This window comes from Sporosarcina sp. ACRSL, from assembly GCF_022346605.1.
GTDB lineage: Bacteria > Bacillota > Bacilli > Bacillales_A > Planococcaceae > Sporosarcina.
Window position 1 is genome coordinate 25,916 of sequence record NZ_JAKRNT010000014.1, and the last position, 21,745, is coordinate 47,660.

The following is a 21,745-nucleotide window of genomic DNA, read 5'->3' on the forward strand; positions in this document are numbered from 1 at the left end:
AATGGAGATGACGTTTTTAATTTAATCCAGCAGAAGGTCCTTACTTTTATAAGCGGTAGGATGAACGAACAAGGGAGTGGAATCAGTGACGAAAAAGAAAATAGTGCTATTAGATGGAAATAGCTTGGCGTATCGGGCGTTTTTTGCATTGCCGTTATTGACGAACGATTCAGGCATCCATACGAATGCAGTGTACGGCTTCACGATGATGCTGCAAAACATTCTGGCCGAAGAAAAGCCAACGCATATGCTCGTTGCCTGGGATGCAGGAAAAACAACATTTAGACATTCAACATTTAGTGAATATAAAGGCGGCAGACAAAAGACGCCGCCTGAGCTTTCAGAGCAATTTCCGTATTTGCGAAAACTGCTCGAAGCCTATAAAATCCCGCAATACGAGCTCGATCAGTATGAAGCGGATGATATTATCGGCACATTGAGCAAAACAGGCGATGAAGAAGGCGTCGAAGTCATCATTATATCAGGAGACAAAGACTTGACGCAGCTTGCTAGTGATCATACGACCGTATGCATTACACGAAAAGGGATTACAGACCTTGAGAAGTACACACCTCAGCATGTATTAGAGAAGTATGGCATCACACCACAGCAAATCATTGATATGAAAGGCTTGATGGGAGATGCTTCCGACAATATTCCAGGTGTCCCTGGCGTCGGCGAGAAGACCGCACTCAAACTGCTGAAGGAATACGGCACGGTGGAAAAAGTTTATGAATCATTGGATTCCGTATCAGGGAAGAAATTGAAGGAAAACTTGACAGAAAATGAAGAGCAGGCATTCATGAGCAAAAAGCTCGCTACTATTGAAGTGAATGCTCCGGTTGAAATTACGATAGCAGATTTGACGTATCCGGGTCCTGATGAAGAAAACGTCAAAAAGATTTACGAAGAATTGAAGTTTAAAACGTTGCTTGAAAAAATGGACCCTCAAACTGAAAGTGAACCCGTTGAGGAGATCGATGTCCGCATTATCCATGACCCAGAAACAATAGAACTTTCAGATGAGATGGCAATCCATGTTGAAATGATGGATGAAAACTATTTAGCTACGGAAGTATCAGGCATCAGCTTGACGGACGGTAAGCAAACGTTCTTTATCCCGATTGCCGTTTTGCAACAATCAGACCGTTTAAAGGATTGGCTTCAAGATGGGCAGAAAACGAAGTTTGTGACCGATTCAAAAGCAGCTTACGCCTCTTTGTTACGGTACGACGTTGAAGTGAACGGCTTTGAATTCGATTTGTTATTAGCGACCTATATTGCGAACCCGTCTTCCACGTATACCGATGTTGCGTCTGTCGCAAGGGAGTTCAACTATTCGGATGTTCAATCTGATGAAGCGATCTACGGGAAAGGCGCGAAAAAAGCATTGCCGGAGGAAAAGGTACTTGCTGATCATGCCGGAAGGAAGGCACGTGCTGTTTGGAAACTGAAACCTATCCTTGAAGAGAAACTACGCGAAAATGAACAGTTCGAATTATATCACGAGCTCGAAATGCCACTCGCTAAAATACTTGGGAAAATGGAATCAACAGGCGTTAAGACAGACTTAGGGATCCTTCAACAAATCGGTATTGAACTATCGACAAGATTGAACGAGCTGGAATCAATCATTTATGAGATGGCGGGACAACCGTTCAATATCAATTCACCGAAGCAATTAGGTGAAATCCTATTCGAAAAGCTAGGATTAACGCCTATTAAAAAGACGAAAACAGGCTATTCAACTGCTGCGGATGTGTTGGAGAAACTTGAGAGCGAGCATGAAATCATCAGTTATATCTTGACATACCGTCAGCTCGGAAAGCTGAATTCGACGTATATTGAAGGGTTGTCGAAGGAAATCCATGAAGACGGAAAAATCCATACGCGATTCCAACAGGCGTTAACACAAACGGGCCGTTTAAGCTCCATTAACCCGAACTTGCAAAACATCCCGATCCGCCTTGAGGAAGGTAGGAAAATCCGTGCAGCGTTTGTTCCTTCTGAACCGGGCTGGCTTATGTTTGCCGCTGACTATTCACAAATTGAATTACGTGTCCTTGCCCATATGTCTCAGGACGAAAAAATGATTTCCGCATTCCGGGAAGGAGAAGACATCCATACGAAAACAGCGATGGACGTTTTCGGTGTGGATAAAGATGGCGTGTCTTCGGATATGAGGCGTACTGCGAAAGCAGTCAACTTCGGAATCGTGTATGGCATTAGCGATTATGGGTTGTCCCAAAACTTGAACATTACCCGGAAGGAAGCCGGAAAATTCATCGACACATACCTCGAGACATTTCCTGGCGTGAAACAATATATGGAGGACATCGTCTCCGAGGCGAAGATGAAAGGCTATGTCGTTACGATGATGAACAGAAGAAGATACTTGCCTGATATAACAAGCTCGAATTTTAATTTGCGGAGCTTTGCAGAACGGACAGCTATGAATACACCCATCCAAGGAACCGCTGCAGATATTATTAAAAAGGCAATGATCGATATGGATGCCCGGTTAAAGGAAGAAAACATGCAAACACGCATGCTCCTTCAAGTACATGATGAATTGATATTCGAAGCACCGGAAGATGAGATTGAGAAATTGAAGACAATTGTACCAGAAGTGATGGAAGCTGCATTGAAGCTTGACGTCCCATTAAAGGCAGAGTGGGCGTATGGCCATTCTTGGTATGATACGAAGTGAGGAATTAGCATGCCTGAATTACCTGAAGTGGAAGGGGTCGTCCGTGAATTATCGCCTGTCTCGATCGGTCGTACCATTTCCGAAGTGCACGTGTCAGATGTAATAAAGAAATCAAAGGAATTGGGTAAAGAAGCGATCGTCAAAGGGAAAACATTAGAGGATTTTATCGATGAACTAGCAGATATGACAATCGTGGATGTCACCCGAAGAAGTAAATATATTTATTTTCATATGGAGAAGAAAGGACAGCCCTACTTGCTCGTTAGCCATCTCGGAATGACAGGTGCATGGTTTGTAGTAAATTCCTTGGATGACATTACCGAACGTAAATTCAGGAACCATATCCATGTCGTTCTTAAAATGGCTGACGGGGGATTGCTCGTTTATTCCGACATCCGCCGATTCGGTGAGTTGCGGCTACTACAGAAAGAAGAAGACTATTTGCCATTGTTGAAAATGGCACCTGAGCCGTTTGATGAAGTTGCAGCTGATCATTTTCTTGCGATGGCGTCCACGCCGAAATATGCACGCAAGCCAATCAAAGAAGTGATCATGGACGGCCATGTCATTTCAGGGTGCGGAAATATATATGCAACCGAAGCGTTATTTCGTATGAACATACATCCTGGAAGAGCAACAGAACGGATTAGTGAAAAAAGGAAACGGGAATTATTCCGGCAAATCGTCGAGGTTCTGCAAGAGAGCATCGATGCGGGGGGAAGTTCCATTTCAGACTACCGGAATATTAACGGGCAAGCAGGAACGATGCAAACCCGTCTGAAGATGTATGGGAAGAAAGTGTGTGGCGTATGCGGAAGAGAGACGAAGAGCATGAAGATTGCAGGAAGAACTTCTGTTTACTGTCCACAATGCCAGAGGTAGGAAAGGATGATTCCAATGATCATCGGTTTGACAGGAAGTATCGCGACAGGTAAAAGCACTGTGTCGCGGATGCTGAAACAAAAGGGATACCCAATCGTTGACGCAGATGAGATTTCTAGAATGGTCGTGGAACCGGGAACTCCTGTTCTTCGAAGGATAGCGGAAGTATTTGGTCCAGATGTGCTCCTCCCGGACGGATCCTTAAATAGGGAAAAGCTCGGCTCCATCATTTTCAATGATGGCGGAAAACGGCAAATGCTAAATGAAATCATCCATCCAGCCGTCAGAAAGGAAATGATTCGGCAAAAGGAAGAGTGGTTGGATAAAGGGGCAAACACCGTCATCATGGATATTCCGCTCCTTTTTGAAAGCAAACTGCAATCCTATGTCGATAAAATACTCGTCGTCTCCGCAACCACTGAAAATCAAAGAAAACGGTTGATGGCTAGAAACGGTTTTTCCGCAGAAGAGGCAGATGCCCGCATCAACTCACAGCTTCCGGTTCAAGAAAAAGAAAAGGGAGCAGACGCTGTCATCGATAATAATGGGACAGTGGAAGAGACGGAAAAACAGCTCAACGAACTATTAGTTAAATGGAATGCTGTCGTATAAAATGGTATTCTCTGAAAAGTGGAACATTGTTATTTCATTCACAAACTCTGTCACCCCGAATAAAATGTGCTATACTAATTAACGGATAACAGATAAAAAGTATATAACATTACGCGGGAGGATTTTTTCATGACTACTTCGATTGCGATTAATGGGTTCGGGCGGATCGGTCGTATGGTTTTCCGCCAAATTATCACGGTTGATGACGTGGATGTAGTAGCGATAAATGCATCATATCCGGCAGAAACTCTAGCTCATTTGATTAAGTATGACACAAATCATGGAGTGTTTAATGGAGAAGTTGTAGCGGAGGAAGATGCTCTTATTGTGAACGGCAAGCGTGTCCAGTTAATAGCGGAACGTGATCCGTCCAAACTTCCTTGGAAAGATCTTGGTGTCGATATCGTCATTGAAGCAACGGGAGTATTCAATGAACGCTCTAAAGCGGCACTTCATCTCGATGCTGGAGCTAAGAAAGTCATTTTGACAGCACCTGGTAAAAATGAAGATGTAACGATCGTTTTAGGTGTGAATGATGACAAACTTGATGTTGATAAACATGATGTCATTTCCAATGCAAGCTGCACAACAAACTGCCTAGCACCAGTTGCGAAGGTATTGAATGATTCATTCGGCATTGAAAATGGTTTGATGACTACTGTTCATGCTTATACAAATGATCAGAAGAACTTGGATAACCCGCATAAGGATCTTCGTCGAGCACGAGCTTGTGCACAATCGATTATCCCGACTTCGACGGGTGCCGCAAAAGCACTTTCCCTTGTATTGCCTGAACTAGAAGGAAAAATTCACGGGATGGCGCTTCGAGTTCCGACACCGAATGTCTCATTGGTCGACCTCGTAGTTGACGTGAAAAAAGACGTAACAGTAGAAGAAGTGAATGAAGCATTCATTAAAGCTGCAGAAGGTCCACTTTCAGGAATCCTTCGTTTCACGACGGAACCGCTCGTATCAATTGACTTCAATACGACTACCGAGTCTGCAACTATCGACGGCCTATCGACAATCGTCATGGGCGACCGTAAAGTGAAAGTCCTCGCTTGGTATGACAATGAATGGGGTTACTCGGCTCGTGTTGTCGAATTGGCAAGAAAAGTAGGAAATGCATTAAAATCCAAAGTGATTTCATAAGTAGAAACGAAAAAGACGTCCAGGTCGTTCAGTCGACTTGGACGTTTTTGTTCTCTCTCAAGATGTCTGAATAAAATGTTTGGGAGTTGGTTCTAATAATTCTAGCTTGCTGCAAATACCATTGATTTCCGCTCCGATCGGACGCTTTCCGCGGGCACGGCTTCAGCCAATCGAACAGCGCAGGGTTCGATTTGTCTATTTCTGCGGTTTTTGCAGAAATAGACAGCAAGTGCTCCCAACGCTTTGCTTTTGGTCGCAAAAGCCGTTCTTCGTTACGGCTTTCGCTCAGTCCAGGGTCTTCAGCTCGCGCTGTTCCCGCAGGAGTCGCCGATCTCCACTCCAATCAATTGGAGTATACTTGAAATTCTAAGCTGTAAGGTAGCTATAAAGAAATGAAAATAATTTTTAATGTTTGCCTTTATTAAATAACATATTGAGTAATAAAATTCACACACAAATTTTTTATTATTAAAAGCCCTAACTGAATTAATCAGTCGGCTTAATTTTTTTCCATACATACCATGGTAATTCATAATCCATTTTCTTGCCTTGTTTACTATTTTTATCTGTTACTATCCAATTACCATCTTTCTTTTGTACTTTATAATTTACATTTGTCCCATCAGACTTTTTAAAGAGCATATAACCTGAGTTGTCTTTTATAAAGGTTACAGGGTCAATTACATTTTTGTTAGGTATCTTTCTCTCAGGAAGCAATATGTTGGTTACTATAATTTCAGCAATATTAAAAAGAGATTTAAATTCATTATTTATTTCCGCTTGGTATTGTAATTGATTGTATGTGTAAGAAGAGTAAGACCCTAAATTCAAATTAAAAGACTGTTTTATATCTGAAAGTGTTGCTTTATAAAATTCATCTATATCCTTTTCTAATTTATCGCCCTCATGTTGAAAGCTAATGGTTTTAACTCCAAATGGACTTATATTAAAAGTCATTGTTTCCTTACCATAAGGAGGGTCATGTGCATGATCAAATGTTGTGACTTGTACTTCTACATTAAAATCAAAACTCCCCTCATGCTCTCTTGTAATACTCAGTATTTTAGCATCATATAAACCATATTGTTTGGGATATCCATAGTAATTAATAATTTCCTTTTGTATGGATGGATAAAGGGATGTAATCAATGTATCATATATAAGTTTATAATCAGGTTGCTCACTTTGGGCATCAAAATCTCCTGACATTAACAAAGCATCTTTGTATAAGTCCCCATTCAGGGGTTTTTCCGCAACCACTTGATGATTATTAATATGGATACTAAGAATAATAAAAGATGATATTACCAGGATTATCTTCATCGAATACTCCTTTAGATTTAATTAATGAGTATTATGAGTATTTTTTCCTGAAATACTTGTATTATTCAACTAAGCTGCCCCTTTAGTTGAACAAGAAAAATGTGCCGTCGCTGAACTTCAATTAAAGCACCCGTTGATTACTTTTTGGTTATATCGAAATAATTCCAAAGGTAAGTGGTAATAAGCAGTCCGAAAAACAAATTTTGAACTTATCACTGTTGATTGCAGTGGAAGGCGCCGACTCCTGTGGGATTAGCGGGACAAGTGAGACCCCGCAGTGGAGCAAAGCGACCGAGGAGGCTCACCGCCCGCCCCACGGAAAGCGTGCGCCTGGAGCGGAAATCAACACTTCCAAGATTCTACTTTATTAAAAGCCCACAACAACTTGATTCAATATTATTGAATCCCTTTCGATTTTTTCGTCAAACTTCTGTTATAATCAATATACTATACGGAATTGCGGAGGAAGCAGAAATGATATGTCCAGCTTGTCATTATAATGGCACACGGGTCATCGATTCTAGACCCGCCGAAGAGAATCGATCCATCCGAAGACGCCGTGAATGCGAAAAATGCGCTTTCCGGTTTACGACATTTGAAAAAGTGGAAGAGATGCCGTTAATTGTTGTCAAAAAGGACGGTACACGGGAAGAATTCAACAGTGAAAAACTGCTAAGAGGTTTGATTCGGGCATGTGAAAAGCGTCCAGTTGATCTTGAAGCAGTTAAAAACATTGTCTATTTAATTGAAAAAGAATTAAGAAGCTCCGGAACTGTTGAGATCGACTCAAAAGATGTCGGCGAAATGGTCATGGAAAAATTAGCCGACGTCGATGAAGTCGCATACGTCCGTTTTGCTTCTGTTTACCGACAATATAAGGATATTACCGTTTTTATTGAAGAGCTGCAGAACTTGCAGAAGAAAAAAGATGGAAAATGATTATGAATAAAGGAAAAAAGGGGTTCCGACAAAATGCTTTATCAAGAACTGCAACCAGTAGATACGTTTACGATTAAATTGTCACATCCGTTTTCGGACTACGACCGGCAACTCCTCACATTGTTCTACCAACCATTGATAGGCCCGGAAGCCATGAGTCTATTCATGTCCCTTTGGGCTGAAGCAGAGCGTGAAAAAGAAAAAGAATTTAACCATTATTATTTGATGAATTTGCTTACAATGCCATTAGTGAAAGTGTTCGAAGCAAGAATTTCACTTGAGGCGATCGGCCTTATGCGTACATTTTGCAAGCAGGAAGGGGAAGAGCGCACTTTCTGCTATGAACTATTACAGCCTTTGGATGCAAAATCATTTTTTGAGGATCCGCTGTTATCAACTTTTCTTTTCAGCAAAATCGGCGAGCAGCCGTACCGAAGCCTACGAGCTCGTTTTACGGTCGAAGATGAAATGGACGAACAGTACAAAGAAATATCACGCACTTTTTTGGATGTTTTTAAACCGATCCGTTTCAGTGCATCGGAAAGATTGGAAGAAGGGGGTCAACTAATCGGACGTAATGACTCACCGGGCATTCCATTCGCAAATTTCGACTTTGATTTCAATCTTTTCCGTGCAGGACTTTCCGAACAAATGGTGCCTACATCGTCCCTCGCTTCAGTACCGAAAGAATTGATCGAGAAATTGGCTTTCCTTTACTCATTGACTCCGCTCGATATGCAGAAAGTCGTCATGATGGCACTGGACGGAAACTTGAAGCTGCCGGAAGAACGTTTGCGGAAAGCGGCGGTTGATTATTACAAGTTGAATATTTCACAAAATGTGCCGACCGTTGAAAAGGTCTTCAAGACTGTGGAACCAGAGAAAAAGGTGGAACCTACTTCACGCGAAGATGAGCTTTTGAACTATTTGGAAAACACATCTCCTCGTGAAATGCTGCGGCATTTGAATGGGAAGGAACCTTTCCCTGTTGATGTCCAATTGGCAGAAAGGCTCATTAACACACATGGATTATCAGTTGGTGTCGTCAATGTGCTATTGCAATATATGATTTTACGGAACGACGGAAAGATCACGAATAATTTTGCAGAACGGATTGCGTCCCATTGGTCCAATAAAAAGGTCTCAACAGCAAAAATGGCGATGGAATTATCCAGGACCGAACATGACCAATATATGAAATGGTTGAATGAAGGTAAACAGAAACCAGCCCGTCGCAAGCCGACAAGAGAAGAAAAGGTGCCGGAATGGTTTTACAAAAAAGAGGAAACAGAACAGCAGGAGCCGGAAAAAGAAACAGATCCGTCCATCGACGAAAAACGCCGTCAACTGCTAGAAAAATTGGATGCCATGAGAAGTGGGGTGAAGTAAGTTGGAGCGAATCGGAAATACATTGAAGCGTGTTTTTAACGCAACAGAACTAACAGCAAGATACGAACAATTACGGAATGAAGTGATGGAGTCCCGTGGCGTCCAACAGTTCATCTCGGATCATTCAAGTGAAATCGATAAAACGGTCGTCGATAAGAGCTTAGGAAAATTATACGAATACACAACAGCCTCTCATCATTGCGACAAATGTCCAAATCTCGAAGGCTGCATCAATGTGATGAAAGGGTTTGAACCAAAGCTTATATTGAGTCAAGGGTTTATTGACCTCGATTATGTGAAATGCCCGAGTAAGCTTTTCGATGATGAACGCCGTAATGTGTCTAATATGATCGAAAGTATGCATATGCCGAAGGATGTTATGGAAGCACGTCTACATGATATCGATTTAGAGCATGACAATAGCAGGATTATTGTTGTCGAAGCGGCTGCTCAATTTCTAAGTGAAGTGAGCGAGACAGGTGAACTTCCTGAACGTGGTCTTTATATTTATGGACCATTTGGAACCGGGAAGTCCTTTATTCTCGGTGCACTCGCAAACGAGCTTGCCAATTTGCGCATCCGAACAGTTGTCGTCTATATTCCCGAATTCCTAAGGGAAATTAAACAATCGATCCAAGACCAGACGTTAAATGAAAAAATCGACTTCGTGAAAAGAGCCAAAGTTTTGATGCTCGACGATTTCGGAGCGGAATCCATGTCTGCTTGGGCTCGAGATGAAGTGATCGGCACGATTTTACAATACAGGATGGCGGAGAAGCTTCCGACATTCTTCACATCTAACTTTAATTTCGACGAACTGCAACACCATTTGACGTACACGCAACGCGGTGAAAAAGAAGAAGTCAAAGCCGCGCGTATCATGGAAAGGATCAAAACAATTTCCAAGCCTGTACAATTAAAAGGAAAAAACCGTAGAACCATGTAATTTAATGTAGAGAAAGCCACTTGCAATTATGTGAGACTTTCCTTATACTAATGAATATCATATTTGAAAATGTGTTGAAGAGGACATGGATCGGTTTATCCACTTACAGAGATCAGGGTCATTTGGCTGGAAGCCCTGAAGTGCAGAGGATCGATTTACCACCTTGGAGCAGCATCGGTGAACAAGTACATAGCCGATGACGGACCCCGGCCCGTTAGCCGTTTCAAAGCTTCATCTTTCCGGTAGTAAATTCCGGATGGAAGGAAGAAGGGTGGAACCACGAGCAACAGCCTCGTCCCTTTTACAGGGATGGGGCTTTTTTTGTTGTTTTTTTATTGTTTTGGGTATGGCTTAGGATGCTGTGAAGAATTGGAGCGAAGGACGGCGACTCCTGCGAAAGCCGTCACGAAGAACGGCTTTTGCGAGTAAAAGCGGAGCGTTACGAGCAGGGGGAGGATAGGATGCCTTAATTTCTGCAAAAGCGCAGAAATACGGCAAATCGAACCCTTCGCTGTTCGATTGGCTCACGGACCGCCCGCGGAAAGCGTCCGTTCGTAGCGGAAATCCATTTTCATTTCACATAATCCGGTACTAGTTAATAAATAAAATAAGCAAGGAGTGCTAACAATGGCAGAGAACGTCCAACTAAAATTCCCAGATGGGGCAATAAAAGAGTTTCCGAATGGCACAACAACAGAAGAAGTGGCTGGCTCCATCAGCCCAGGATTACGGAAAAGCGCAATCGCCGGCAAAATTGACGACAAGCTGATCGATTTGAAAACACCAATCGAAGAAGACGGTGATATTGCAATCATCACACCGCAATCACCGGAAGCGCTCGAAATCCTGCGCCATAGTACCGCCCATCTATTAGCGCAAGCGGTCAAAAGAAAGTTCCCGGACGCCAAACTAGGCATCGGCCCAGTCATCGACAACGGATTCTACTATGACATTGACTCACCAACACCGATTACAGCGGAGGACCTTCCGGAACTTGAAAAAGAAATGAAACGGATCATCGGAGAAAATTTTCCGATTACCCGCATTGATGTGTCCCGTGAAGAAGCTGAAAAACGATTCAAGGAAATTGAAGATCCGTATAAGCTTGAATTGTTAGAGGCCATTCCGGAAGGCGAGCAAGTGTCCATCTACGAACAAGGCGAATTTTTCGACCTTTGCCGGGGGATCCATGTTCCTTCGACAGGTAAACTAAAAGAATTCAAGTTATTGAGCATCGCAGGCGCGTACTGGCGCGGCGACTCGAAAAATAAAATGCTTCAACGAATTTATGGGACAGCTTTCTTTAAAAAAGACGAACTTCAAGAACATCTCCGGATGCTAGAAGAGGCGAAAGAACGCGATCACCGCAAAATCGGGAAAGAACTGAATCTATTCACAAACTCTCAAAAGGTCGGTCAAGGACTTCCACTTTGGCTACCGAAAGGTGCTACGATCCGCCGCATTATCGAACGCTATATCGTCGATAAAGAAGTAAAGCTTGGTTATGACCACGTGTATACACCGGTACTTGGAAGTGTCGAACTTTACAGGACATCAGGTCACTGGGGGCACTATCAAGACGGCATGTTCCCTGTCATGAGCATGGACAATGAAGATCTCGTTCTTCGTCCGATGAACTGCCCGCACCATATGATGATTTACAAAAACGGCATCCACTCTTATAGAAACTTGCCAATCCGAATTGCAGAGCTTGGAACGATGCACCGTTATGAAATGTCCGGCGCTCTATCCGGTTTACAACGTGTCCGCGGCATGACTCTTAATGATGCTCATATCTTCGTTCGCCCGGATCAAATCAAAGAAGAGTTCAAACGGGTCGTCCAACTCGTGATTGATGTATACAAAGACTTCAATATTAAAGACTACTCATTCCGTTTATCGTATCGTGACCCTGAAGATACTGAGAAATATTTTGACGATGATGAAATGTGGGAACGCGCACAAAGCATGTTGAAAGAAACGATGGATGAAATGGGTCTTCCTTACGTGGAAGCGGACGGAGAAGCAGCGTTCTATGGCCCGAAACTCGACGTTCAAGTGAAAACGGCCATAGGCATGGAAGAGACACTTTCAACTGTCCAGCTTGACTTCTTGCTTCCAGAACGTTTCGATCTCACATATGTCGGAGAAGACGGCAAACAGCATCGTCCGGTCGTCATCCACCGCGGTGTCGTTTCGACAATGGAAAGATTCGTCGCTTTCTTGATCGAAGAATACAAAGGGGCGTTCCCAACATGGCTTGCACCGGTTCAAGTCGAAGTAATCCCAGTGTCGCCAGAAGCCCATTTCGACTATGCAAAAGAAATTCAGGAAAAACTCGTAGCTGAAGGATTCCGAGTCGACCTCGACAGCCGTGACGAAAAAATCGGCTACAAAATCCGCGAAGCACAAGTCCAAAAAATCCCTTACATGCTCGTCCTCGGCGACAAAGAAGTCGAATCCGGCGAAGTAAACGTAAGGAAATACGGCGAACAAAAATCCGAAAGCATGCCGTTTGATGAATTCTTGAAATTATTGAAAGCAGACGTTTCGCACGATAATTAATAATAATGGTTACAGAATGGCGTTTAATGTTTAGAAAATGACTCAGTATCCATAGAGTTGATTAATAGGAATCACCGTTGATTGAAGCGTAAGGTGGCGACTCCTGGGGGATTAGCGGGACAGGTGAGACCCCACAACGTAGCGAAGCGAAGTGAGGAGGCTCACCGCCCGCCCCCCGGAAAGCGTCCACCTGAAGCGAAAATCAACCGTTACAAATTTATGTGTTGACAACTAAAGTTCAAGATGATAGACTTAACAAGGTTAATGAATACAGTTTGTGGTATAAGAAGGAGCTGCCCGCTTCTCACCTGATCGACGCATACCGTTGTTGACAGGTTAGCACATGAGTGATCGTGCCGTGCATCTATTTGCACGTACACATAAGCGGGTAGACGAACAATACGTTTGTCTACCTTTTTTATTGTCCGGATTTCGGGCACCGTCCCTGGAATCGCTACGTTCCACATGAACGTATATTCCGGACAACACGGTGCCTAGTGCTCTTCTGATTGAATGGACTATGGGACCCTGCCCTCCCAATCGAAATGGTGGGCGGTATACCCAAACCGTGTATTCGCGAGACAATATTCGGAGGTGGATTACTATTAGCAAAGACATGTACGTAAACGAGGGCATCCGTGCCCGCGAGCTTCGCCTCATTGACCATAACGGCGATCAGCTTGGAATCAAATCACGCAATGAGGCACTCGAAATTGCCGCACGCGCAAATTTGGATCTTGTCCTCGTCGCTCCAACGGCAAAACCACCAGTAGCCCGCGTCATGGACTACGGTAAGTTCAAGTTTGAACAACAGAAGAAAGAACGCGAAGTGAGAAGAAACCAGAAAGTCATTAACGTCAAAGAAGTGCGTTTAAGCCCGACAATCGACGAACATGATTTTCAAACGAAGCTTCGCAATGGCATTAAATTCTTGCAAGCAGGGGACAAAGTGAAAGCGTCTATCCGTTTCCGCGGCCGTGCCATTACGCACAAGGAAATTGGACAACGTGTATTGGACCGCTTTGCAGAAGAATGCAAAGAATTCTCTACGGTTGAAGTGAAACCGAAAATGGAAGGCCGGAGCATGTTCCTAATACTTGCCCCGACGACCGAAAAAAAGTAACGCGAACGATTTAGGAGGAACAGATCATGCCAAAAATGAAAACTCACCGCGGATCCGCAAAACGTTTCAAAAAAACTGCAACTGGTAAAGTGAAACGCGGCCGTGCTTACACTAGTCACCTTTTTGCTAACAAGTCTACAAAAGCGAAACGCCACTTGCGTAAAGCTTCACTTGTTTCTTCAGGCGACTACAAACGTATCCGTGAAATGATCACATACATGAAATAATTATTTGAAATTCCGTTCAAAGAGTAAAGATGTACGAAGGCGTGGCGGCATACGTCAGCCCAAGTTCCCCATCTCCTCTTTTTGAACCACTATTACAACATTCTTTAGGAATAGCAGGAGGTAATGAACTATGCCACGCGTAAAAGGTGGAACAGTGACGCGCAAGCGCCGTAATCGAGTATTGAAATTAGCTAAAGGCTATTTTGGATCTAAACATAGACTATATAAAGTAGCAAACCAACAGGTCATGAAATCATTCAACTATGCATACCGTGACCGCCGTCAGAAAAAACGTGATTTCCGTAAACTATGGATCACACGTATTAATGCGGCAGCACGTATGAATGGTCTTTCATACAGCACATTGATGCACGGTCTTAAAGTGGCTGGCATCGAAGTGAACCGTAAAATGCTTGCTGACCTTGCAATAACAGATGCACAAGCATTTGCACAACTTGCAGAAACAGCAAAAAAATCAGTTGCAAAATAATTGATTGATCAACCAAAGCCCCGCTCCGTAACTTGGCAGCGGGGCTTTTTGTTATGTTATGAATTTTGTGAAAGAAAACTGATAAACTTCTGTAGTTCTTCTTCCTAACACCAATCAATAAAGTGTAGAATAGGAGATAGGGAGTTGAATTTATGAATGTACTCATAATTAGCTGGATCATATTTATATCAATTTGGGCATTTTTAATGATGGGCTATGATAAGAAGCAATCAAAGAAGCGTGGACGTCGTATACCGGAGAAAACATTATGGCTATTTGCGATCGTTGGCGGCGGAATTGGTGCGTATTTGGGCATGATGGCATTTAGCCATAAAACGCGCCATACGGAATTTCGGATAGGCTTTCTCGTGCTTGCGTTACTTGACATAGGGATCATCATCTATCTCCTAGGCATCGGTCCTTTTGATATGAATAGTGTGTAAATGAAATAAAAAAAGCCCGCTAGCTTAACGGGCTTTCATTAACGCTTCAATTGGATTTTTCCAACTGATTTCAGCTTTTGGATAATTGGAACTGATCTCGGAAGATAAGAAATGAAAATCATCTTTCGTAAACCCTTGAAGCTTTGTTTCATCTTTCACCCATACGAAAATCGACACGACATCAAAGGAATCTTCCGTTGTTCCTAAATATTTTTCACCTTCAAAGAGGGCGCCTTTATATGTGATAAAGAAATTCTTTCGTACGTTTTTCACATCATCATAGAAATAATATTGCTCTTGTTCATACGCCTCGTCCAATTTCCGTTTCGGATCCAGTAAATAACGGATCCCACGATAAAATAAGTAGACGATGAATGCAATAATGACAAAGCGGATCAACAATCCCATACAGCATCCCCTCACAAAAAAAAGTAATAGTCTTCTACATATACGAATGAGTTTCAGTTTGGTTTCAAGATATTCAATATTTCGGAGGTTTTTTTAATGGATTTGACGACATTATTCACGATGCAGCGGGAACTGGACGCGTACATCGAAAAAAAACAATCAGTAAACAAAGATGTTTTCAAAGAAAAAGGATTAGCATTACTCGTTGAACTGGCCGAATTGGCGAACGAAACTAGATGCTTTAAGTTTTGGAGTACAAAAGGACCGTCAGAGCGAGAAGTTATTTTGGAAGAATATGTAGATTCGATTCATTTTCTGCTCTCGCTCGGTATTGTAAAGAAACTGGAAATGTTGAAAGTTTGGCCAGTGGGCGAAGTGGAAGGGGATTTGACAGAAGTCTTTCTGAAAACGGTCAATGCCATCCAAGAATTTATGCTGAAAACGGATATGGAGAGCTATGAAAATGTTTGGATTCATTATGGGGCAATAGCGAACAGGATGGGAATATCCTATATTGAAATAATGGAAGCCTATATTGAAAAGAATCAGGAAAATTATAAGCGCCAGCAAACAGGCTACTAATTAATTTAATAGAAAAATAAATTAAGATTGACAGAAGGAACTAAGAAAAATAATATAGAGATAAGTAAATAGGAGGAGGCATCACCGTGAGCGATTGGAGTAAAGAAGACTTTGGTATTAGATTGAAGGCCCTGAGAGAGCAAAGAGGCCTATCGATGATGGCGTTTGGAGCAGCAATTGGTACTTCGGCTAGTAGAATTAAAGATTGGGAGAAAGGTAAGAATGCCCCTTCCGCAGCATGGATTGCTAAAATATCAGAGAGATTTAACGTTTCTACAGATGAATTAATATTAGGGGACCCAAAAACTTCACGAGCATTCACTGCAAGCAGTTCATCGAATGTTGATATGCTTTATGAACGGCTACGTGAAAATTTGATTATCACTAAAGTAGCAAATGAGCAAGATGAAAAAATGGATCAGCTCTACAGCTCCCTAGATGCTGAGAATAAAGAACGGTACCGGAGTGGCCGCGGAAGAAGATTAGCAGAGCGCGAACTTCTATCCATTTTGACGGAATTACCGAAAAAGGATGTACTCGAATTATTGGAGCTTGCAAAAATAAAGAAACGTTGGCAATGAGTTGAATGGTCGTACGCAAGCAAAGGAAACGCCAAGCAATTATACTTTTTATTGTTTTTCTATCGCTCTTTGGACTCTATTTGTATAAAGAGAATACAACGATCGGGGTGACCTTCGTTGAGATCGAGTCCGACCGTATTCCTGAAAGCTTCCATCATTTCCGGATCGTACAACTTTCTGATATCCATGATTCGGAGTTTGGCGAAAACAACGCGGAATTAGTGAATAAAGTGAAGCAATTGTCACCCGACGTTATTTTTATTACGGGTGATTTCATTGATCGAAATCGTTATGATCTTGCGCATAGCTTGGAAATCGTCAAACAACTACAAGATGTGGCACCATTTTATTTTGTAACCGGTAATCATGAGATTTCTACGAATGACACGGAACATATCAAAAGTGAGCTGACGAGCTTCGGAGTACACGTTTTAACAAATGAATCAGTTATCGTAGATAAAGGGAACGGAGAGAAAATTGCTGTTGGTGGCATTGAAGACCCCTTGTCCAGCAATCTGGATGAGAAGGAATACGTAGAGCGAGCCATCGATAAAGCATTCAACGATGTCCAAGGCGACATTTATAGGATTCTTTTATCGCATCGTCCTGAACAATTCAACGTTTATGTGGATCGTCAAATCGACCTCGTTTTCAGTGGCCATGCCCATGGAGGTCAAATTCGGATTCCGGGTATTGGAGGCTTACTCGCACCGGGGCAAGGATGGTTCCCGACATACACGTCCGACGTTCATGAAAAGGATGGTACAGCTATGGTCGTTAGCCGCGGTCTTGGAAATAGTCTCGTTCCAATACGAGTTTTCAATCAACCTGAAGTGATTGTCGTAACATTGAAATCATCGATAGAATAGGAAATCGTACTGCGCAAAGAGAATTTCTTTCTTTGCGTTTTTTTGTTTTGTTCTCAAAGTGAATATAATTAGAGAATGTTGTATGATGGAATAGTATATAAGTGAAAGAATGCTTTTAACGGGGGTGCTGGGGTGAAGGCGTTTATTCATTTAAATGGTCAATTGAAAATTGATAAGATGGAAGAGCCGATTGCGGCTAAAGGGGAAGTCGTCGTATCATTACATGCCGCTGGGATGAATCGAAGAGATATTTACATACCTAATCGACGAGAAAGTGCGGCGGAACCGTTAATTCTCGGATCCGATGGAGCGGGGATCATCGAGTCGATCGGAGAGGGAGTAAACAAATGGTCGATTGGCGATGAAGTGATCATTAATCCATCATTGCGTTGGTTCGACCGAAGTGCTGCTCCACCTGCAGGGTTCGATATTTTAGGAATGCCGGATCATGGTACGTTTGCTGAGAAAATTGCCATCTCCGCTGAGCAGATTGAAAAGAAGCCTGACAATCTGTCCATGGATGAGGCATCCGTTCTAGCGTTAGCCGCGTTGACAGGCTATCGGGCATTATTTACACAAGGACAACTGAAAAATGGGGATACAGTCTTCATTCCCGGAGCCGGAAGCGGGGTTGCGACCTATCTCATTCAATTCGCGAAAAATGTGGGTGCACGGGTCATCGTAAGTTCCCGTGTTGAAGAGAAGCGTCGGAAAGCATTGGAGCTCGGAGCAGATTTGGCGATTGACACGAGCAGTGATTGGAAAAAAGAACTCGCGAATGAAACAGTGGACCTCATCATCGAAAGTGTTGGAAGAGCTACGTTCAACCGTTCATTGGAAGTGTTGAAACAAGGAGGAAGAATTGTTGTATTCGGGGCAACGACCGAAGATGTCATTGAATTAGATCTTCGGAAATTCTTCTATGGACAATACCAGCTCTTCGGTTCAACGATGGGGAGCAGGGAAGAACTTCGGGAAATGTTAAAACATGTTGAAAAATTCCGTGTGAAACCTGTTATCGACAAAGTCTACCGACTCGAGGATGGGTTGGAAGCTTTCCGACATTTAGAGAACAGCGAACAATTTGGAAAAATTGTGTTGCGGATAAAAAACTAACTATAGCAAATCACTTTTATGAAATTATTTTAAAGACAATTGAGAAGGACGTGGCCATTTTGACAGAGAAAGCGAAACCATTAACAGACTTAGCGATTGCTACAAATGCTGTAATGCAACCGATAGTAGATATCGCGAAAAATGCAGGGATACCTGAAGAAGCTGTAGAACCGTACGGACGTTATAAAGCGAAAATCGACGTAAAGAAACTGCCTGCTACAAAATCTTTCGGAAAAGTCGTTCTTGTCACTGCGACGAGTCCGACGCCAGCAGGTGAAGGAAAATCGACAGTAACAGTAGGGCTTGCTGATGCCTTGGCAAGACTAGGGGAAAAATCAATGATTGCATTACGCGAGCCGTCCCTCGGACCGGTTATGGGAGTCAAGGGAGGTGCAGCAGGCGGTGGATACGCACAAGTATTGCCGATGGAAGAAATCAATCTGCATTTCAATGGAGACATCCACGCAATTACAACTGCGAATAATGCACTGGCTGCGATGATTGATAATCATATCCACCAAGGAAATGCATTGCAAATCGACCCACGCCGAATCACATGGAAGCGCGCGCTGGATATGAATGATCGTTCGTTGCGCCATATTACAATCGGTCTTGGCGGTCCTGGGCAAGGGGTACCGCGCGAAGATGGTTTCGATATTACTGTTGCTTCTGAAATTATGGCAGTGTTCTGTCTCGCGACGAGCTTGTCAGACTTGAAGGAACGTTTATCTCAAATGGTGATCGGCTATACGTACGAAAAGGAAGCAGTCACTGTAAGGGATCTAGGTGTTGAAGGGGCATTGACATTATTGTTAAAGGAAGCTTTCAAGCCAAATCTTGTTCAGACGATTGAAGGGACACCCGCATTGATCCACGGTGGGCCTTTCGCGAACATTGCTCACGGGTGCAACTCGTTGATGGCAACGAATACGGCTAGACAATTGGCTGATATCGTTGTGACGGAAGCAGGATTTGGATCCGACCTAGGTGCAGAAAAATTCATGGATATTAAAGCGCGTAAAGGCGGATTTGCTCCAGATGCAGTCGTTCTTGTGACGACAGTCCGTGCGTTGAAAATGCATGGAGGGGTAGCGAAGGCAGATCTTGGAAAGGAAAATGTCCAAGCGGTCATGGACGGCATCGTCAATCTAGAGAAACATGTGGAAACCGTCAGAACATTTGGCGTGCAGCCAGTCGTTGCATTAAATCGTTTCATTACAGATTCTTCAGCTGAACTCGATTACATCATGAAATGGTGTGCCTCTAAAGGCGTCCGTGCCGCAATTACAGACGTTTGGGGACAAGGCGGAGCAGGAGGATTGGACTTGGCGAAGCATGTTGTAGAACTGCTGGAAGAGCCGAATCAGTTCGCACCCCTATACGACGTAGAGCAACCGGTTATTGATAAGATTACCGCAATTGTTCAAAAAGCGTACGGTGGAAAAGGAGTTATCCTAACAGATAAAGCAAAGAAAGATTTATTGCAGATTGAACAAAACGGGTGGGATATTTTGCCTGTTTGTATGGCGAAAACGCAATATTCCTTCTCCGATGATCCTAAGAAACTCGGAAGACCTACTGATTTTACAATTACAATCCGTGAAATCATTCCGAAGCTCGGGGCAGGATTCCTTGTCTGCCTAACAGGAGATATTATGACAATGCCAGGTTTGCCGAAAAAACCAGCGGCACTACAAATGGATATCGATGAAAAAGGAAATGCAGTTGGACTAATGTAAAGCGTTTCATTCAATTAGAAGCGAATGGTAAAGAGTTGTCACAATTTTGACGTGACAGCTCTTTTTTTATAGGGGATAGGTAAAATAGCATGGTTATTTGGTATGGTATGGTCTATAATCATTCTAAAGGCTTGAAGGTGAAAGGGAAAGATTAGCATGTTTACGAATTTCAGACTGAAATTAACGATGATTCTAATCATTTTTTCATTAATTTTATCGATTCTTATAGCTGTCTTTGACTATGTTAAACTGCAAAACACTGTATTAGTCGCTCAAGAAACAAAGATTGCTATGGCTGAGGATAAAATCATTGATAACCTATCTACGATTGATAAGGTTTACGACTTATTCGATGTGCAAACTACGAAAACGATGGAAGCCTATTCAATGGAAATGATTGAAATGTATGAAGAGGAGTCGGATTTCACCAAATGGGACTTCGATTCACTAAAAGAAAAATATAAAATGGACATATTCATTCTCGATCATACGAATACAGTTATACATAGTAGTTTTCCTGAAGACGTAGGTCTGAGTTTTCAAAAATGCTGCCCGGGATTTTCAAACTTATTGGATGAACGGCGGGAAGGTGAACTGTTCACTTCGGATGGCATGGATATTCAGGCAAAGACAGGTGAAGTAAAAAAGTTCAGTTACATGCCTACACCGGATCATAAGTATTTAATTGAATTAGGCTTTCTTTTGGAGGATCAGGAGATTTTTAAGCAGTTTAACTTCCTAAAATCCATCGATGAGCTAGTTGAAGAATACGATGTTATCAATTCGATCAAAGTGTACAATTCAGGTGGAAATGCTTTAGGCGTGAAGACCGAAAATTTCAAACAAGAGATCATTCAACCGCCATTCCGGGAAGTGTTTGAAAAAGTTAGAGGAAGCGGAAACCCCGAGGAACTAATGTTGCTAGAAGATGGGAATCGGGTTACATACAGATACATACCTTACTCGGCAGATGAGAGAAAAGGCTTTTCTACAAATCGGGTAGTCGAAATTGCATACAATCATCACGAAATGACAGAGTTGCTTGCACAATATAAAAACCAATTTCTTCTACAATTGCTCGTCATCCTATTTGGCTCGGTGCTCTTATCGTTCTTGATTGCCAGACTCGTTTCCAAACCAATTCATATGGCATTCCACGACAGTCTGACCGGATTAAAAAACCGTTTGGCAGTGGAAGATGAAATTACGAGAAGACTCGAACGGAAAAATAGTGATGTAGCTTTGATGATGATTGACTTGGATAACTTCAAGTCCGTTAATGATTGTATGGGGCATGGCGAAGGGGATCGTATATTGAAAATCGCGGCAGCGACGATTCAAGATACGGTCGGTCCGGGCAATTTTGCTGCAAGAGTTGGCGGCGATGAGTTTCTAGTCCTTATTGATAGGAAGGAGAGCCCTAATGTCAAACGCATTGCCGATAATTTGCTTCATCGAATAAATGAAAAGATGGAAGCCCAACTGAAAGAAGTAGGCATCCAAACTTCTATAAGTATCGGTGTTGCTCTTGCAACCGAGCAAGACAATTTCGAAACATTGTATGAAAAGGCAGATCAGGCGCTTTATCAATCTAAAGAAAACGGTAAAAACCAATATAAGATTTTTCACCCTATATTAGAATAAACAAG

General features: G+C 42.6%; 22 protein-coding genes. 19 read left to right on the forward strand and 3 right to left on the reverse strand.

Annotated features, from left to right (window positions below; all coding sequences use genetic code 11):
* Positions 1-85: 85 nt before the first annotated feature.
* The 4 genes from polA to MHZ92_RS18325 all read left to right on the forward strand — a co-directional run bounded on the left by polA (position 86) and on the right by MHZ92_RS18325 (position 5,356).
* On the forward strand, positions 86-2,710 hold the full coding sequence (polA, locus tag MHZ92_RS18310) for a DNA polymerase I (RefSeq protein WP_239433161.1): 2,625 nt from the start codon (positions 86-88) through the stop codon (positions 2,708-2,710).
* 9 nt (positions 2,711-2,719) lie between these two features.
* Positions 2,720-3,592, forward strand: a complete 873-nt coding sequence (mutM, locus tag MHZ92_RS18315) for a bifunctional DNA-formamidopyrimidine glycosylase/DNA-(apurinic or apyrimidinic site) lyase (RefSeq protein WP_239433162.1) — start codon at positions 2,720-2,722, stop codon at positions 3,590-3,592.
* A gap of 15 nt (positions 3,593-3,607) precedes the next feature.
* On the forward strand, positions 3,608-4,204 hold the full coding sequence (gene coaE / locus MHZ92_RS18320) for a dephospho-CoA kinase (protein ID WP_255723650.1): 597 nt from the start codon (positions 3,608-3,610) through the stop codon (positions 4,202-4,204).
* Positions 4,205-4,333: 129 nt separating this feature from the next.
* Entirely contained in the window at positions 4,334-5,356 is a 1,023-nt protein-coding gene (locus MHZ92_RS18325) for a glyceraldehyde-3-phosphate dehydrogenase (RefSeq protein WP_239433163.1), read from the forward strand.
* Positions 5,357-5,384: 28 nt separating this feature from the next.
* Here the strand turns inward: MHZ92_RS18325 and MHZ92_RS18330 are convergent, their stop codons facing one another.
* Both MHZ92_RS18330 and MHZ92_RS18335 read right to left on the reverse strand, forming a co-directional pair.
* Positions 5,385-5,699, reverse strand: a complete 315-nt coding sequence (locus tag MHZ92_RS18330; RefSeq protein WP_239433164.1) for a hypothetical protein — start codon at positions 5,697-5,699, stop codon at positions 5,385-5,387.
* 143 nt (positions 5,700-5,842) lie between these two features.
* Positions 5,843-6,679, reverse strand: coding sequence for a DUF3888 domain-containing protein (locus tag MHZ92_RS18335; RefSeq protein WP_239433165.1), 837 nt, complete (start codon positions 6,677-6,679; stop codon positions 5,843-5,845).
* A gap of 474 nt (positions 6,680-7,153) precedes the next feature.
* On the opposite strand from MHZ92_RS18335, the gene nrdR reads away from it, so the two are divergent.
* The 9 genes from nrdR to MHZ92_RS18380 all read left to right on the forward strand — a co-directional run bounded on the left by nrdR (position 7,154) and on the right by MHZ92_RS18380 (position 14,801).
* A complete protein-coding gene (gene nrdR / locus MHZ92_RS18340; protein ID WP_239433166.1) occupies positions 7,154-7,618 on the forward strand; it encodes a transcriptional regulator NrdR in 465 nt (154 codons plus the stop codon).
* Between the two features lie 33 nt (positions 7,619-7,651).
* The gene (locus MHZ92_RS18345; protein WP_239433167.1) at positions 7,652-9,007 is read left to right on the forward strand and encodes a replication initiation and membrane attachment family protein; all 1,356 of its coding nucleotides are present in this window, start codon (positions 7,652-7,654) and stop codon (positions 9,005-9,007) included.
* Between the two features lies 1 nt (position 9,008).
* Positions 9,009-9,953: a primosomal protein DnaI gene (gene dnaI, locus MHZ92_RS18350; protein WP_239433168.1), complete on the forward strand. Its 945-nt coding sequence runs from the start codon at positions 9,009-9,011 to the stop codon at positions 9,951-9,953.
* A gap of 50 nt (positions 9,954-10,003) precedes the next feature.
* Positions 10,004-10,153, forward strand: coding sequence for a hypothetical protein (locus MHZ92_RS18355; RefSeq protein ID WP_239433169.1), 150 nt, complete (start codon positions 10,004-10,006; stop codon positions 10,151-10,153).
* 427 nt (positions 10,154-10,580) lie between these two features.
* The gene (gene thrS / locus MHZ92_RS18360; protein ID WP_239433170.1) at positions 10,581-12,518 is read left to right on the forward strand and encodes a threonine--tRNA ligase; all 1,938 of its coding nucleotides are present in this window, start codon (positions 10,581-10,583) and stop codon (positions 12,516-12,518) included.
* A gap of 616 nt (positions 12,519-13,134) precedes the next feature.
* Positions 13,135-13,641, forward strand: coding sequence for a translation initiation factor IF-3 (gene infC / locus MHZ92_RS18365; RefSeq protein ID WP_239433171.1), 507 nt, complete (start codon positions 13,135-13,137; stop codon positions 13,639-13,641).
* A 26-nt stretch (positions 13,642-13,667) separates the two neighbouring features.
* A complete protein-coding gene (gene rpmI, locus MHZ92_RS18370; RefSeq protein ID WP_041075504.1) occupies positions 13,668-13,868 on the forward strand; it encodes a 50S ribosomal protein L35 in 201 nt (66 codons plus the stop codon).
* 130 nt (positions 13,869-13,998) lie between these two features.
* Positions 13,999-14,358 (forward strand): 50S ribosomal protein L20, encoded by a 360-nt coding sequence (rplT, locus tag MHZ92_RS18375; protein WP_239433172.1) that lies wholly within the window; start codon positions 13,999-14,001, stop codon positions 14,356-14,358.
* A 152-nt stretch (positions 14,359-14,510) separates the two neighbouring features.
* Positions 14,511-14,801, forward strand: a complete 291-nt coding sequence (locus tag MHZ92_RS18380; protein ID WP_239433173.1) for a DUF1294 domain-containing protein — start codon at positions 14,511-14,513, stop codon at positions 14,799-14,801.
* 24 nt (positions 14,802-14,825) lie between these two features.
* Here MHZ92_RS18380 and MHZ92_RS18385 read toward each other — a convergent pair whose 3' ends face one another.
* Positions 14,826-15,209 carry a sigma-w pathway protein ysdB gene (locus MHZ92_RS18385; protein WP_239433174.1) on the reverse strand — a complete coding sequence of 128 codons (384 nt, stop codon included), beginning with the start codon at positions 15,207-15,209 and terminating at the stop codon, positions 14,826-14,828.
* Between the two features lie 96 nt (positions 15,210-15,305).
* On the opposite strand from MHZ92_RS18385, the gene MHZ92_RS18390 reads away from it, so the two are divergent.
* The 6 genes from MHZ92_RS18390 (at position 15,306) to MHZ92_RS18415 (ending at position 21,740) form a co-directional block, all read left to right on the forward strand.
* The gene (locus MHZ92_RS18390) at positions 15,306-15,791 is read left to right on the forward strand and encodes a dUTP diphosphatase (protein WP_239433175.1); all 486 of its coding nucleotides are present in this window, start codon (positions 15,306-15,308) and stop codon (positions 15,789-15,791) included.
* Positions 15,792-15,877: 86 nt separating this feature from the next.
* Positions 15,878-16,372: a helix-turn-helix domain-containing protein gene (locus MHZ92_RS18395; protein WP_239433176.1), complete on the forward strand. Its 495-nt coding sequence runs from the start codon at positions 15,878-15,880 to the stop codon at positions 16,370-16,372.
* 5 nt (positions 16,373-16,377) lie between these two features.
* Entirely contained in the window at positions 16,378-17,241 is an 864-nt protein-coding gene (locus MHZ92_RS18400; RefSeq protein ID WP_239433177.1) for a metallophosphoesterase, read from the forward strand.
* Between the two features lie 132 nt (positions 17,242-17,373).
* On the forward strand, positions 17,374-18,357 hold the full coding sequence (locus MHZ92_RS18405) for a zinc-binding dehydrogenase (RefSeq protein WP_239433178.1): 984 nt from the start codon (positions 17,374-17,376) through the stop codon (positions 18,355-18,357).
* A 59-nt stretch (positions 18,358-18,416) separates the two neighbouring features.
* Complete coding sequence (locus MHZ92_RS18410) at positions 18,417-20,096, forward strand: formate--tetrahydrofolate ligase (RefSeq protein ID WP_255723651.1); 1,680 nt, start codon at positions 18,417-18,419, stop codon at positions 20,094-20,096.
* Between the two features lie 156 nt (positions 20,097-20,252).
* Positions 20,253-21,740, forward strand: coding sequence for a GGDEF domain-containing protein (locus tag MHZ92_RS18415; protein WP_239433179.1), 1,488 nt, complete (start codon positions 20,253-20,255; stop codon positions 21,738-21,740).
* Positions 21,741-21,745: the final 5 nt, after the last annotated feature.

What these genes read in the sequence shown, in the direction of transcription:
- rpmI (WP_041075504.1), top strand. Translation starts at nt 13,668, where the DNA reads ATGCCAAAAATGAAAACTCACCGCGGATCCGCAAAACGTTTCAAAAAA.
- MHZ92_RS18390 (WP_239433175.1), top strand. Translation starts at nt 15,306, where the DNA reads ATGGATTTGACGACATTATTCACGATGCAGCGGGAACTGGACGCGTAC.
- rplT (WP_239433172.1), top strand. Translation starts at nt 13,999, where the DNA reads ATGCCACGCGTAAAAGGTGGAACAGTGACGCGCAAGCGCCGTAATCGA.
- mutM (WP_239433162.1), top strand. Translation starts at nt 2,720, where the DNA reads ATGCCTGAATTACCTGAAGTGGAAGGGGTCGTCCGTGAATTATCGCCT.
- MHZ92_RS18400 (WP_239433177.1), top strand. Translation starts at nt 16,378, where the DNA reads ATGGTCGTACGCAAGCAAAGGAAACGCCAAGCAATTATACTTTTTATT.
- MHZ92_RS18415 (WP_239433179.1), top strand. Translation starts at nt 20,253, where the DNA reads ATGTTTACGAATTTCAGACTGAAATTAACGATGATTCTAATCATTTTT.
- MHZ92_RS18345 (WP_239433167.1), top strand. Translation starts at nt 7,652, where the DNA reads ATGCTTTATCAAGAACTGCAACCAGTAGATACGTTTACGATTAAATTG.
- MHZ92_RS18385 (WP_239433174.1), bottom strand. Translation starts at nt 15,209, where the DNA reads ATGGGATTGTTGATCCGCTTTGTCATTATTGCATTCATCGTCTACTTA.
- MHZ92_RS18355 (WP_239433169.1), top strand. Translation starts at nt 10,004, where the DNA reads ATGAATATCATATTTGAAAATGTGTTGAAGAGGACATGGATCGGTTTA.
- thrS (WP_239433170.1), top strand. Translation starts at nt 10,581, where the DNA reads ATGGCAGAGAACGTCCAACTAAAATTCCCAGATGGGGCAATAAAAGAG.
- MHZ92_RS18380 (WP_239433173.1), top strand. Translation starts at nt 14,511, where the DNA reads ATGAATGTACTCATAATTAGCTGGATCATATTTATATCAATTTGGGCA.
- MHZ92_RS18325 (WP_239433163.1), top strand. Translation starts at nt 4,334, where the DNA reads ATGACTACTTCGATTGCGATTAATGGGTTCGGGCGGATCGGTCGTATG.
- infC (WP_239433171.1), top strand. Translation starts at nt 13,135, where the DNA reads ATGTACGTAAACGAGGGCATCCGTGCCCGCGAGCTTCGCCTCATTGAC.
- coaE (WP_255723650.1), top strand. Translation starts at nt 3,608, where the DNA reads ATGATCATCGGTTTGACAGGAAGTATCGCGACAGGTAAAAGCACTGTG.
- MHZ92_RS18335 (WP_239433165.1), bottom strand. Translation starts at nt 6,679, where the DNA reads ATGAAGATAATCCTGGTAATATCATCTTTTATTATTCTTAGTATCCAT.
- nrdR (WP_239433166.1), top strand. Translation starts at nt 7,154, where the DNA reads ATGATATGTCCAGCTTGTCATTATAATGGCACACGGGTCATCGATTCT.